This is a genomic window from Actinoplanes utahensis (assembly GCF_016862455.1).
In the GTDB taxonomy this organism is placed as follows: Bacteria; Actinomycetota; Actinomycetes; order Mycobacteriales; family Micromonosporaceae; genus Actinoplanes; species Actinoplanes utahensis.
Window position 1 is genome coordinate 1 of record NZ_BOMZ01000073.1, and the last position, 13,021, is coordinate 13,021.

General features: G+C 71.1%; 11 protein-coding genes. 3 read left to right on the forward strand and 8 right to left on the reverse strand.

Going from position 1 to position 13,021, the window contains the following annotated elements:
• Positions 1-133 precede the first annotated feature (133 nt).
• From Aut01nite_RS24995 to Aut01nite_RS25020, 7 genes are all read right to left on the reverse strand, one after another.
• Positions 134-841, reverse strand: coding sequence for an NAD(P)/FAD-dependent oxidoreductase (locus Aut01nite_RS24995; protein WP_236642504.1), 708 nt, complete (start codon positions 839-841; stop codon positions 134-136).
• Positions 838-1,164, reverse strand: a complete 327-nt coding sequence (locus Aut01nite_RS43720; protein WP_236642505.1) for an FAD-dependent oxidoreductase — start codon at positions 1,162-1,164, stop codon at positions 838-840. Before Aut01nite_RS43720 ends, Aut01nite_RS24995 begins: the two co-directional genes overlap by 4 nt.
• Positions 1,165-1,167: 3 nt before the next feature.
• Positions 1,168-1,623 carry an Lrp/AsnC family transcriptional regulator gene (locus Aut01nite_RS25000; RefSeq protein ID WP_236642506.1) on the reverse strand — a complete coding sequence of 152 codons (456 nt, stop codon included), beginning with the start codon at positions 1,621-1,623 and terminating at the stop codon, positions 1,168-1,170.
• 48 nt (positions 1,624-1,671) lie between these two features.
• Entirely contained in the window at positions 1,672-2,934 is a 1,263-nt protein-coding gene (gene gabT / locus Aut01nite_RS25005; protein ID WP_152628484.1) for a 4-aminobutyrate--2-oxoglutarate transaminase, read from the reverse strand.
• Positions 2,931-4,367, reverse strand: coding sequence for a gamma-aminobutyraldehyde dehydrogenase (locus Aut01nite_RS25010; RefSeq protein ID WP_043522392.1), 1,437 nt, complete (start codon positions 4,365-4,367; stop codon positions 2,931-2,933). The genes gabT and Aut01nite_RS25010 overlap by 4 nt, the downstream gene beginning before the upstream one ends.
• Before the next feature lie 139 nt (positions 4,368-4,506).
• Positions 4,507-5,712, reverse strand: coding sequence for a PP2C family protein-serine/threonine phosphatase (locus Aut01nite_RS25015; RefSeq protein ID WP_043522393.1), 1,206 nt, complete (start codon positions 5,710-5,712; stop codon positions 4,507-4,509).
• Between the two features lie 27 nt (positions 5,713-5,739).
• Positions 5,740-8,094 (reverse strand): glycoside hydrolase family 3 N-terminal domain-containing protein, encoded by a 2,355-nt coding sequence (locus Aut01nite_RS25020; protein WP_043522394.1) that lies wholly within the window; start codon positions 8,092-8,094, stop codon positions 5,740-5,742.
• 234 nt (positions 8,095-8,328) lie between these two features.
• On the opposite strand from Aut01nite_RS25020, the gene Aut01nite_RS25025 reads away from it, so the two are divergent.
• From Aut01nite_RS25025 to Aut01nite_RS25035, 3 genes are all read left to right on the forward strand, one after another.
• Positions 8,329-9,645 (forward strand): extracellular solute-binding protein, encoded by a 1,317-nt coding sequence (locus Aut01nite_RS25025; RefSeq protein WP_201775424.1) that lies wholly within the window; start codon positions 8,329-8,331, stop codon positions 9,643-9,645.
• Between the two features lie 74 nt (positions 9,646-9,719).
• Complete coding sequence (locus Aut01nite_RS25030) at positions 9,720-10,568, forward strand: carbohydrate ABC transporter permease (RefSeq protein ID WP_052163178.1); 849 nt, start codon at positions 9,720-9,722, stop codon at positions 10,566-10,568.
• 10 nt (positions 10,569-10,578) lie between these two features.
• Positions 10,579-11,472, forward strand: a complete 894-nt coding sequence (locus Aut01nite_RS25035) for a carbohydrate ABC transporter permease (RefSeq protein WP_052163206.1) — start codon at positions 10,579-10,581, stop codon at positions 11,470-11,472.
• A gap of 229 nt (positions 11,473-11,701) precedes the next feature.
• Here the strand turns inward: Aut01nite_RS25035 and Aut01nite_RS25040 are convergent, their stop codons facing one another.
• A complete protein-coding gene (locus tag Aut01nite_RS25040; protein WP_052163179.1) occupies positions 11,702-12,754 on the reverse strand; it encodes a LacI family DNA-binding transcriptional regulator in 1,053 nt (350 codons plus the stop codon).
• Between the last annotated feature and the right edge of the window lie 267 nt (positions 12,755-13,021).

Genomic DNA, 13,021 nt, shown 5'->3' on the forward strand with positions numbered 1-13,021 from the left:
CCCCCGGCGTGCCGCCCTGACCCCCGGCGTGCCGCCCTGACCCCCGGCGTGCCGCCCTGACCCCCGGCGTGCCGCCCTGACCCCCGGCGTGCCGATCCCCGCCGCTGTCCGCGCCGGAATCCACCCGCGGCGGTCAGGTGGGGCGGCGGCGGTCGAGGGCGTCCAGCAGGGCGGTGGCGCGCAGGCCCACGTTGATGCCGAGCCAGCGGGCCGGCTCCGGTTCCCACCGGCGGGAGCGGTGCCCCACCCAGGGCAGGGCGGTCAGGTCACTGTCACGGCCCAGGATCGGATCCGCGAGGGTACGCCCGGCGAGGTTGGCCGCCGCCACCCCGTCGCCCACGTAGCCCCCGGCCCAGCCGATCCCGTCGCGCAGCCCGACCGACGGCATCCAGTCGCGCGGGACGCTGAGCGGCCCACCCCACTGGTAGGCGATCAGCGGGTTGATCCCGAACAGTTCGGTGACGGTGCGACGCAGCGCCTCGAACACCGCGGGCACCCGGTCGTGCTCGGGGCGGATGCGGGAGCCGAAGTGGTACGGCGCCCCGCGCCCGCCGAACGCGAGCCGGTCGTCGGCGGTCCGCTGCCCGTAGATCACCAGGCGCCGCTCGTCGGTGAACGTCTCCCGCCGGGCCAGCCCCACCCGCTGCCGGAAATCCTCGGCGAGCGGCTCGGTGACGATCATCAGGGAGTAGATCGGGGCGAGGTCCCGGCGGTGCCCGGCCAGTTCGGCGGTGTAACCCTCGAGGGCGCGGATCACGGTGCCGGCCCGGACCGTACCCCGATCGGTGGTGATCTCCCCGCTTCTGATCCGCTCGACCCGGGTTCCCTCGTGGACGGTCACGCCGAGGCGCTCGACCGTCGCGGCCAGCCCACGGACCAGCTTGGCCGGATGCAGCGCCGCGCAGTGCTGGCGAGCCTGGCCTCGGGGACCGGGAAGAGGCCGGAGGCCCAGCCGCCGTCGCGGCCGGACGCGCCGAACCCGCAGTACTCCGCGTCCAGGACGACGATCCTCCTGCCCGGATCGGCCTTGGCCAGGTAGTAGGCGGTCCAGAGGCCGGTGTACCCGCCGCCGGCGACGGCCACGTCGGCCGCGAGATCGCCGGGCAGCGGCGGGCGCTTCTGGACCGGTCCGAGGGAGTCGAGCCAGAAGGACGGGCTGTGCATGTCCTACCGTGTTCCCCAGGCGTAGGTCTGTTTGGCCAGCCGCAGGTACATGAAGGTGTCGGTCTCGCTGACGCCATGGATGGCCCGCAGCTTCTCGTTGAGGATGTCGAGCAGGTGCTCGTCATCGGTGCAGACCAGCTCGACCAGCAGGTCGTAACGGCCCGCACAGATCACCACGTAATCCACCTCCGGGATCTCGGCGATCTTGTCGGCGATCGCCCGCAGGTCCCCGTTCACCCGCAGGCCGACCATCGCCTGCCGGGCGAAGCCCAGCGTGAGCGGGTCGGTGACCGCGACGATCTGCATCAAACCGTTGTCCAGCAACCGCTGCACGCGCTGCCGGACGGCGGCCTCGGACAGGCCGATGGTCTTGGCGAGCGTCGCGTACGACATCCGCCCGTCACGCTGAAGGTGCTCGATGATCAACTTATTGGTGTCGTCCAGGGTCACGTCCGTCACGGCGCGATTCTTCCCTGTCACGATTGTCGTAGGCAAAGGGGTCGCCCGTCAGGTGCGCAACGCGCGCAGAAGGATGGCGAGGCCGCGGTCCAGGTCCTCGTCGGAGATCACCAGCGGCGGCAGGAACCGCAGCACGTTGCCGTAGGTTCCGCAGGTCAGCGTGAGCAGACCGGCGTCGTGACAGGCCTTCGACACCGCGGCGGCACGGGTCGGATCCGGCTCGCCGTCGGTCAGCACCATTTCGGCGGCGATCATCGCGCCGCGGCCGCGTACCTCGGCGATCCCGGGCCCGGCGTCCCGCAGCGCCCCCTTGATCCTCGCCTCGATCCGCAGCGCCTCCCGGCAGAGGTCCAACTCGCGCATCGTCTCGATCGCGGCCAGGGCGGCCGCGCAGGCGATCGGGTTGCCGCCGTACGTGCCACCGAGCCCCCCGGCGTGCACCGCGTCCATCAGCTCGGCCCGCCCGGTGACCGCGGCGATCGGCAGGCCGCCGCCCATCCCCTTGGCGGTGGTGATCAGATCCGGTTCCAGGCCCTCGTCCTCGGAGGCGAACCACCGGCCGGTCCGGGCGAAACCGGTCTGGATCTCGTCGGCGACGAACACCGCCCCGTTCGCCTTCGCCCACGCCGCGATCGCCGGGAGGAAACCCTGCGCGGGTACCACGAAACCGCCCTCGCCCTGGATCGGCTCGATCAGCACGGCCGCCACGTTGGATCCGCCGACCTGCTTCTCGATCACGTCGATCGCCCGGCGGGCCGCCTCGGCGCCGGACAGGCCGCCGTCGCGCAGCGGGTACGACATCGGCGCCCGGTACACCTCCGGGGCGAACGGGCCGAACCGGTGCTTGTACGGCATGTTCTTGGCGGTCAGCGCCATCGTCAGGTTCGTCCTGCCGTGGTAGGCGTGGTCGAACACCACGACGGCGGGCCGTCCGGTCGCGTGCCGGGCGATCTTGACGGCGTTCTCCACCGCCTCGGCGCCGGAGTTGAACAGCGCGGCCCGCTTCGCGAACGTGCCCGGGGTCAGGGCGATCAACTGCTCGCAGACGGCCACGTACGACTCGTAGGGCGCCACCATGAAACAGGTGTGGGTGAACCGCTCGGCCTGCGCGCGGACCGCCTCGACCACCTTCGGCGCGCTGTTGCCGACGGTGGTGACCGCGATGCCGGAGGCGAAGTCGATCCACTCCCGGCCGTCGACGTCGGTGATGGTTCCACCGGCGGCGTGGTCGACATAGGAGTCGACCACCGAGCCGACACCCTTGGCGACGGCCGCGAGCCGACGCTGGTGCAGTTCACCCGAGTTCATCAGGCCCCCACGTTGTGCATGACGTGCTTGATCCGGGTGTAGTCCTCGAACCCGTACATCGACAGGTCCTTGCCGTGCCCGGAATGCTTGAAGCCGCCGTGCGGCATCTCCGCGACCAGGGGGATGTGGCAGTTGACCCACACGCAGCCGAAGTCGAGGCGCTGCGTCATCCGCATCGCCCGGCCGTGGTCCCTCGTCCACACACTGGACGCGAGGGCGTACTCGACGCCGTTGGCGTAGGAGACCGCCTCGTCCTCGTCGCCGAACCGCTGCACCGTGATGACCGGGCCGAAGACCTCGTTCTGGATGATCTCGTCGTCCTGCCGGAGCCCGGAGACGACCGTCGGGGCGTAGAAGAACCCGCGGTCGCCGACCCGGTTGCCACCGGCATGCACGATCGCGTGGCCGGGGAGCCGGTCGACGAACCCGGCGACCCGCGCCAGCTGGCCGGCGTTGTTGACCGGGCCGTAGAGCACGTCCTCCTGGTCCGGGGCGCCGGTCTTGATCTGCCTGGCCTGCGCGGCGAGGGCGGCCACGAAGTCGTCGTGGACGCCGGCGGCGACCAGCACACGGGTCGCGGCGGTGCAGTCCTGGCCGGCGTTGAAGTAGCCGGCCTCGGCGATCGCCGCCGCGGCCGCCTCGACGTCGGCGTCGTCGAACACCACGACCGGCGCCTTGCCGCCCAGCTCCAGGTGGGTGCGTTTGAGGTCGGCGGCGGCGCTGCCGGCCACCTCCATGCCGGCCCGCACCGAGCCGGTGATCGACACCATCCGCGGGGTCCGGTGGGTGACCAGGGCGCGGCCGGTGTCCCGGTCGCCGAGGACCACGTTGAACAGGCCGGCCGGCAGGAACTCGGCGGCGATCTCGGCCAGCAGCACGCTCGTCACCGGGGTGGTGTCGGACGGCTTGAGCACCACGGCGTTGCCCGCCGCCAGTGCCGGGGCGATCTTCCACATCGCCATCAGCAGCGGGTAGTTCCACGGAGTGACCTGGGCGCAGACGCCGATCGGCTCGCGCCGCACGTAGCTCTCGAAACCGTTCATGTACTGCCCGGCGGAGCGGCCCTCCAGCACCCGGGCGGCGCCGGCGAAGAAGCGCAGGTGGTCGATGGCCGGCGGCAGCTCCTCGCTGGCGGTCAGGCCGAGCGGCTTGCCGGTGTTCCGCGACTCGGCGGCGACCAGCTCGTCCGCGCGGGCCTCGATCGCGTCGGCGAACTTGAGCAGCGCGCGCTGCCGTTCACCGGGAGTCGTGCCGCGCCACTGCTCGAACGCGCCGGAGGCGGCCCGCATGGCCCGGTCGACGTCCTCGGGGCCGGACACCGGGGCGGAGGCGAACACCTCGCCGGTGGACGGGTCGATGAGGTCCTCGTACCGCCCCTCGGCGGGCGCGACGGCCTCGCCCCCGATGAGGTTGTGCAGTACCGTCTTCGCACTCATCCGGCCTCCAGCTGTGGTATCAGCGAATTCGGCCCCATCTTTTCCGTTGAATCCGTTGTGAACAAGAGTTCTGAGGAATATTTCCGTACAGACCCGGGACCGGAAACGAACCTGCCATCGAACGGTGACACATCGGTCCTCACCCGCGGCGGCGAACGGCGAGAACAGCCACGTCGTCGGTCGGGGACTCGTCGGCCGCCTCGGTCATGACCGTGGCGCAGACCGCCTCGGCCGGCTCGGCCCGGACGAGACCGATCAGCCGCGTGAGGCCCACGTCGATCACCTCGCCGCGCCGCTCCACGAGACCGTCGGTGTAGCAGAACATCACCGCGCCGGGTTCGAGGGGAACGGTGGTGGCGCGCCGGCCCCGGGCCGGGTTCACCACGCCGAGGGGCGGGTCCACCGGAACCTCGGCGAGCGCGGCCCGGCCGCCCGGCGCCGCCAGCACCGGGCGCAGATGCCCGGCCGCGGACACCACCGCCCGGTCCCGTTCCGGGCTGATCATCGCGTAGAGGGCGGTGGTCAGGCTGCCCGCCTCGAAATGCTGCACCTTGCGGTCCAGCAGGCTGAGCGCTTCGGCCGGGCCGTCGCAGATCAGCGCGTACGCCCGCAGGGCGCTGCGGATCCGCCCCATCACCACGGCCGAGGCCAGCCCGTGCCCGGACACGTCGCCGATCACCACGCCGATCCAGCCGGACGGCAGCTCGAACACGTCGTACCAGTCGCCGCCGACGCCGGAGGAGTGCCCGGGCACGTAGCGGGCGGCCATGTCGAGCCCGGCGACCCCGGGCAGCCGGGCCGGCAGCAGGCTGCGCTGCAATGCCAGCGCGGCCGCCTGGTCCAGCTTGGCAGACCGGATCCGCCCGGCGACGGCGGCCCGGTCGGCGACCAGTTGCAGCAGCCGGATGTCGTCGTCGCCGAACTCGCGCCGGGTCCGCGAGCCCACGTGCAGCACGCCGACGACGTCCCGGCCGGCCAGGATCGGCACCCCGAGCAGCGACCGCAGGTTCTTCTCCCGCAGCATCGGGCTGACCACGTCGCCCGGGGTCACGTCGATGATCCGCACCGGCTGGCGGGACGCCGCGATCCGCCCGGCGAAACCGCGGCCCACCGACACCCGGAACCCGGCCCGCACCTCCTCCTCGAGCCCCTTCGCCGCGGTCGCCACGAGCTGCCGCGCGTGCACGTCGAGCAGCAGGATCGCGGCGGTGTCCACGTCGAGCAGGTCACGCACCCGGTCGAGCAGCTCGTCCAGCAGGTCCGACGCGCCGAGCCGGGACAGCGTCTCGTCGGTGACCGCTTCAAGACGGCGTAGCCGCTCGTCGTCGTTGATGCGTGGGGGCACGTCGTCAGCCTAGTGCTCGGCGGGCCGTCACGAATCAGCCTGGCGCACCTCCACGGGCGTCGACAGCACGCGGTCCGCACCGGCCCGCCGGACCGGCCCGGTCAGCTCGACGACGCCCGCGCAGGGCAGGTCGGCGGCCGACGTGCCGACGAGAACCCGCAGCTCACCGGGCTCGACGATGCGCCGCAGGTCGCGGCCGGTGAACGCGGTCCGGTCGGTGTGCACCCGGAACGTGACGTCCGCGGCGGCGCCCGCGGCCAGCTCCACCCGCTGGAACCCGGCCAGCTGAATCACCGGACGGGTGACCGTGGCGACCGGGTCGGACAGGTAGAGCTGCACCACCTCGGCCCCGTCGCGGTCGCCGGTGTTGGAGACCCGCACGGTGACGGTGAACTCGCCGTCGGTCGGCACCCGGGTGGCCGGGATCCGCAGATCGTCCACCGCGAACGTGGTGTACGACCGGCCGTGGCCGAACGCGAACAGCGGTGTCGGGTCGAGGCTGCTGGTGCCGAGGTGCTCGGCGCCGAGCCGCGGCTGCAGGTAGGTGCCGGGCTGGCCACCGGGGTGCCGGGGGATCTGCACCGGCAGCCGACCGCTGGGCTGAACCCGGCCGGACAGCACCCCGGCGATCGCCGGGCCGCCCTCCTCGCCGGGCATGAACGCCTGCACCAGCGCGGCGGCCCGGCCGGCGAACTCGCCCAGCGCGTACGGCCGGCCGGAGACCACCACCACGACCACCGGCCGCCCGGTCGCCAGCAGCGCCTCGACCAGGTCCGCCTGGACGCCCGGCAGACGCAGGCCGGCGGCGTCGCAGCCCTCGCCGGAGGTGCCCTTGCCGAACAGGCCGGCCAGGTCACCGACGAAGGCCAGCGTCACGTCGGCGGACTCGGCGGCGGCCACCGCGGCGGCGAATCCGGAGCGGTCGCCACCGTCGACGGCGCAGCCGGCCTCGTACACGATCTCGGTGCCCGGAAGCTCGGCGCGCAGCGCCTCGACCGCGGTGGGCAGCTCGATCTCCGGTTTCACGCCGGGGTAGCGGGGCAGCACGTGGTTGGGGAAGGCATAGCAGCCCAGGAACGTGCTCGCGTCATCGGCGCACGGACCGGTCACCGCGATCCGGCCGGTCCCGGCCAGCGGCAGCGCGGTTCCCGGGTCGAGCAGCACGATCGAGCGTTCGGCGAGATCCCGGGCCAGGTCCCGGTTGGCGGGGGAGTCCAGCACGACGGTCTCGGCGCCGGTCACCGAGGACTCCGGCGTCCAGTCCGCGTCGAGCAGGCCCAGCTCGGCCTTCTGGGTGAGCAGGCGGCGGGCCGCGCGGTCGACCAGCTCCTCGGCGACCTCGCCGCGGCGGACCCGGTCGACCAGCTCGGCGCCGTAGCCGACGGTGTCCGGCAGCTCCACGTCGATGCCGGCGGCCAGCGCGAGCGCCCCGGCGTCGCCGTTGTCGGCGGCGACGCGGTGGTTGCCGGCCAGGAACGGGATCGCCCAGTAGTCCGAGACGACCGTGCCGGTGAAGCCCCACTCGTCGCGCAGCAGCTCGGTGAACAGCCACTCGTCGGCGCCGGCCGGCACCCCGTCGATCTCCGAGTACGAGTTCATCACCGACCGGGCGCCGCCCTCGCGCAGCGCGGCCTCGAACGGCGGCAGGATCACGTCGAGCAGCTCGCGGCGGCCCATCGAGACCGGACCGTGGTTGCGGGCGGCGCGGGAGGCGGAGTACCCCGCGAAGTGCTTGAGGGTGGCGATCACCCCGGCGCTCTGCAGCCCCCGCACGTACGCCGCGCCGATCGTGCCGACCAGGTACGGATCCTCGCCGATGGACTCCTCGACCCGGCCCCACCGGTAATCGCGGACCACGTCCAGCACCGGCGACAGGCCCTGGTGCACGCCGAGGGCGGCCATGTCGCGGCCGATCGCGGCGGCCATCCGCTCGATCAGCTCCGGGTCGAAGGTGGCGCCCCAGTTGATGGCGGCCGGATAGACGGTGGCGCCGTGCGCGGTGAATCCGGTCAGGCACTCCTCGTGCACGATCGCCGGCAGGCCGAGCCGCGACGACGCCATCACGATCTGCTGCTGGCGGACCACCTCGGCGGCGCCCTCGGCGACGGTGAGCGGGTAGCTTCCATAGACCCGGGTGAGGTGGCCGAGGCCGTCCCGGCTGGCGTCCTCGAGGGCGGGCCCGGCGGCGAAGTCGCTCTCCATCGGGGCGACCTGGTGGCCGTCCTCGGGTTCCGGTCCGGCCGGGCCGGTGGCACCCTTGTCCTTGCCGAGCCAGCGGCTGCCGAGCTGGCCCACCTTCTCCTCGAGGGTCATCGCGGCGAGCAGGGCCTCGACCCGTTCGGCGACCGGCAAGGTGGAGTCCTGCCAGGGTTGTCCAGTCAACGAAAACCTCCGGAAGTTTCGGTGCCCCCTGATCGGGGGCCGGTGGACCGCGCCGGACGGTGACGCGGCCACCGGCGGGTCCAACTCTTGCGCTACTGGAACGGTTCAGGCAAGAGTCTTGACACTCGTCACGGCGAAACCATACGTTAACGAAACCTCGCGTTAATTTGCAGCTGTAACTCGAAACTTTCGGTTCGCTCTCGACGCCTTTCTGCTTCGAAAACGGAGATCAGTGTGAAGCGCAGGAATTTTCTGACCCTTACCGCGGGCACCGCTGCCGGTGCCGCGCTCGCCGCGTGTGGCAGTTCCGGCCCGTCCGACCCCGGCAAGGCCGGCGCGGGCGAGGCCTCCTACTGGTTCCTCAGCGGCCCGCCCGGTGAGAAGCCCCGGACCGGGGCGGTCGAGCGGTTCAACGCCGCCAACCCGAACGGCAAGGTCAAGATCACCACGTTCCAGAACGACGCCTACAAGGACAAGCTCAAGACGGCGATGGGCGCCGGCCAGGGCCCGTCGATCATCTGGGGCTGGGGCGGCGGCGGCCTGAAGCAGTACGTCGACGCCGGCCAGGTCGAGGACCTGACCGACTTCTTCGCGCAGAACGCGGCGGTCAAGGACCGGCTCTTCCCGGCGTCCTTCGGCCCGGCCACCATCGACGGCAAGATCTACGCGATGCCGTCCGAGACGGTGCAGCCGATCATCCTGCTGTACAACAAGGAGGTCTTCGAGAAGACCGGCCTGAAGCCGCCGACCTCGTGGAACGAGATCATGGCGCTGGTGCCCCAGCTCAACGCCAAGGGCGTCGCGCCGTTCTCGCTCGGCGGCCAGTCCCGCTGGACCAACATGATGTGGCTCGAGCTGCTCTTCGACCGCATCGGCGGCACCGAGGTCTTCAACACCATCTACGAGGGCAAGGACCCGAAGGCCTGGAGTAACCCGGCCGCCATCGACGCGCTCACCAAGACCCAGGATCTGGTCAAGGCGAACGGGTTCGTCAAGGGCTTCTCCTCGATCACCGCGGACTCCAACGCCGACCAGGCGCTGCTCTACCGCGGCAAGGCCGCCATGATGCTGCACGGCAGCTGGTCGTACGGCATCATCCAGGCCGAGGGCGGCAACTTCATCAAGGACGGCAAGCTCGGGTACATGAACTTCCCGGCGGTGGAAGGCGGGAAGGGCAACCCCGACGACACGTACGGCAACGCCGGCCAGTTCCTGTCGATCTCCTCCAAGGCCACGGCCGAGCAGAAGGACATCGCGAAGAACTTCTTCAAGAGCCTCTTCGACGAGACCGAGCAGAAGGACTGGATCGGCACCGGTGGCGTGCCGATCGTCAAGGACGCCGAGTCCAAGCTCAGCGCCTCGCCGGACGCCGACTTCCTGAAGTTCATCTACGACGTGTCGAGCAAGGCCAAGAACTTCGGCCAGTCCTGGGACCAGGCGCTCAGCCCGACCGCCGCCGAGGCCCTGCTGAGCAACATCGCCAAGCTGTTCACTCTGGACGTCACGCCGCAGCAGTTCGCCGACAACATGAACGCGGTCATCGGGAAATGACCATCGCTCCGCCCGTAGTGCGGACCGCTCCCCCCAGCGCCTCGAGCGCCGGGGGGAGCGGGTCCGTCTCCTGGATGGCCTGGCCGGCGCTGCTCTCCTTCACGCTGTTCGGCCTGGTGCCGCTGGTCGGCGTCCTGGTGCTCAGCTTCACCTCGTGGAGTGGCCAGACCGAGGAGATCCCGTTCACCGGCCTGGACAGCTGGCGTTCGGTGCTCACCGATCCGGGCCTGCCGCACGCGCTCTGGGTCACCTTCCTGATCATGGCGGTCTCCTGGCTGGTGCAGACGCCGATCTCGATCCTGCTCGGCGTGTTCCTCGCCGCCCAGCACCGCTACCGTGCCGTCCTCGCGGTGCTGTACTTCATCCCGCTGCTGCTCAGCCAGGCCGCCATCTCGATCACCTACAAGGCGCTGCTGGACCCGAACTTCGGTCTCGGCGCCGGCCTCGGTCTCGAGTTCCTGCAGCAGGACTGGCTCGGCAACGGCACCCTCGCGCTCGGCGTGGTGGTGTTCGTGGTGTCCTGGCAGTTCATCCCGTTCCACTCGCTGATCTACCAGGGCGGGGTCCGGCAGATCCCGGCGAGCATGTACGAGGCCGCCCAGATCGACGGCGCGGGAAAGATCCGCCAGTTCTTCAGCATCACCCTGCCGCAGCTCAAATACACCATCATCACCTCGTCGACGCTGATGGTGGTCGGGTCGCTGACCTTCTTCGACCTGATCTGGGTGCTCACCGCCGGCGGTCCGGGCGACGCCACCCGCGCGCTCGCCGTCGACATGTACCAGCGTGGCTTCCGATCCAACCTGATGGGCCCGGCCAGCGCCATCGCGGTGATCCTGGTGCTGTGCGGTCTCGCCCTCGCTCTGGGACTGCGCCGGCTCGGCGGGCGCGACCAGGCCGACAGCCAGATGGAAGGAGCCTGAGGTGACGACGATGCTGGACAGCCGGACGTCGCCGCCGGCCGGGAAGCACGCGGCCCCTCCGAAGGCGAGGCGCCGGTTCAACCCGCGGCAGTGGAACGTCCTCGGCGGGCTCGCCGGCTGGCTCTGGCTGGGGATCGTGGTGGTCCCGCTGTACTGGATCATCATCACCAGCCTGAAGCTGCAGAGCGACTACTACGCCACCAACCCGCTCGCCCCGCCCACCGATCCCACGCTGGAGAACTACCGGTTCGTGCTGGAGAGCGACTTCGTCCAGTACTTCATCAACAGCGTGATCGTCACCGTCGGCTCGGTCGGCCCGGCGGTGCTGTTCTCGTTCATGGCGGCGTACGCCTTCATCCGGGGCGGTGCCAACAGTCGCTTCCTGCGCGGGGTGAACGGGCTGTTCCTGATGGGCCTGGCGATCCCGCTGCAGGCCGTGATCATCCCGATCTACCTGATCATCATCAAGATCCAGATGTACGACACCCTCGGGGCGATCATCATGCCCTCGCTGGCGTTCGCCATCCCGCTGTCCGTGCTGGTGCTCGGCAACTTCATCCGCGACGTGCCCAAGGAACTCTTCGAATCGATGCGGATGGACGGCGCGACCGAGTGGGGCACCCTGTGGCGGCTCGCCTTCCCGCTCACCCGGCCCGCGCTGGTGACGGTCACCATCTACCAGGGCCTGACCGTGTGGAACGGTTTCGTGCTGCCGCTGATCCTCACCCAGAGCCCCGAACAGCGCACCCTGCCGCTCGCGCTCTGGGAGTTCCAGGGACAGTACAGCGTCAACATCCCCGCGGTGCTGGCGTCGGTCGTGCTGACGGCGCTGCCGATCCTCACCCTCTACGTGCTCGGCCGCCGTCAACTGCTCAGCGGTCTGACCGCCGGCTTCAGCAAGTGAGGTGATCGGTCCCTGGGCGGCGCCCGAACTCAGCCGGGTGCCGTCCAGGCTCGGCCGGCTGCTGCCCAGGCCCGGCCGTGGGCTGCTCACGCTCGGTCGGCTGCCGCCCAGGCTCGGCTGGCTGCGGCTCAGGCTCGGCCGTGGGCTGCGGTCACTACCTCCGGCTGGTTCCGGTTGCTGTCTCGACACGCTCCAGACAGCAACCGGAACCAGCCGGTCATGGTGGAGGTCAGGCGCCGCCCGGGCCCGGCCGCGGCACGTCGGAGTCCAGCGGGCGGGGCCTGGTGCTCTCCCGCACCATCAGCTTGGTGACCAGCTCGACCCGCGGGTTCTCGATGGTCTCGCCGCGCGACAGCCGCAGGATGGTACGCGCGGCGAGCGCCCCCATCTCGGCCAGCGGCTGGCGCACCGTCGTCAGCGGCGGCGACGCCCACCGCGACTCCGGCAGGTCGTCGAAACCGACCACACTGAGCTGGTCGGGGACCCGCAGGCCGCGCCGCCGGGCCGCCTCGCACACGCCGAGCGCCATCAGATCGCTGGAGGCGAAGATCGCGGTCGGCGGGCCGGGCAGGTCGAGCAGGCGGGAACCGGTCTCGAAACCGGACTCGTACTTGAAGTCGCCGACCGTGACCAGCTCCTCGTCGACCCGCACCCCGGCGGCCTCCATCGCCGACCGGTAACCGTCCAGACGGGCGCGGCTGCACAACAGGTTGCGCGGGCCGCCGACGAAACCGATCCGCCGATGACCCAGCTCCAACAGGTGATCGGTGGCGGTGCGGCCACCCGACCAGTTCGTCGCCCCGATGGTCGGCACGTCCGCCGCAACCCCGCCGGCCGGATCGATGATCACCACCGGGACCTTGAGCCGGTGCAGCTCGCTGTGCACCGGCTCCGCCACGTCGGAGGTCACGAAGATGACGCCGTCGGAGGCGCGGGCCCGCAGGTTCTGCAGCCACTGGCGGGTGGCGCTGCTGCGCCGGTGCACCTGCGACACCACGGTGCCGACCCCGGCGGCATGCGTCACGTCCTCGACGCCCCGGACCAGCTCCAGGGCCCACGGGCTGTCCAGGTCATCGAAGACCAGGTCGACCAGCCGAGCCCGCCCGGTATGCCGAGAGTTGCGGGGCCGGTAATCGTGCTCTCGTAGCAGCCGCTCGATCAGCTCGCGGGTCGCGGGGGAGACGTCGGTCCGTCCGTTGAGCACCCGGGACACGGTGGGAACGGACACGCCCGCGGCTTCCGCGATGGCCGCGATGGTCACTCTGCCCCTGCCAACGGCCACGGGGGTGCTCCTTACCGCCGACCTGGCTCGGCTGCAACTTTCGGAAACTGGCACCGAAATTCTGCCACGCCGTACTCTGTGGAGAAACGCCTGGTGAACGTGGGACCGCTCCCACTTCAGTTTCTTGCACCGAAACAGACATTCCCACCACACTTTCCTTGGTACGGGTGTGACACGCCCCGCTCCGCGCGTGCCCCCGCCCCGCGCGTGCCCCCGCCCCGCGCGTGCCCCCGCCCCGCGCGTGCCCCCGCCCCGCGCGTGCCCCCG

Bases quoted from the DNA above. Each gene is read 5' to 3' on its own strand.
- Aut01nite_RS43720 (WP_236642505.1), bottom strand. From the start codon at position 1,164: ATGCACAGCCCGTCCTTCTGGCTCGACTCCCTCGGACCGGTCCAGAAG.
- Aut01nite_RS25010 (WP_043522392.1), bottom strand. From the start codon at position 4,367: ATGAGTGCGAAGACGGTACTGCACAACCTCATCGGGGGCGAGGCCGTC.
- Aut01nite_RS25030 (WP_052163178.1), top strand. From the start codon at position 9,720: ATGGCCTGGCCGGCGCTGCTCTCCTTCACGCTGTTCGGCCTGGTGCCG.
- Aut01nite_RS25035 (WP_052163206.1), top strand. From the start codon at position 10,579: ATGCTGGACAGCCGGACGTCGCCGCCGGCCGGGAAGCACGCGGCCCCT.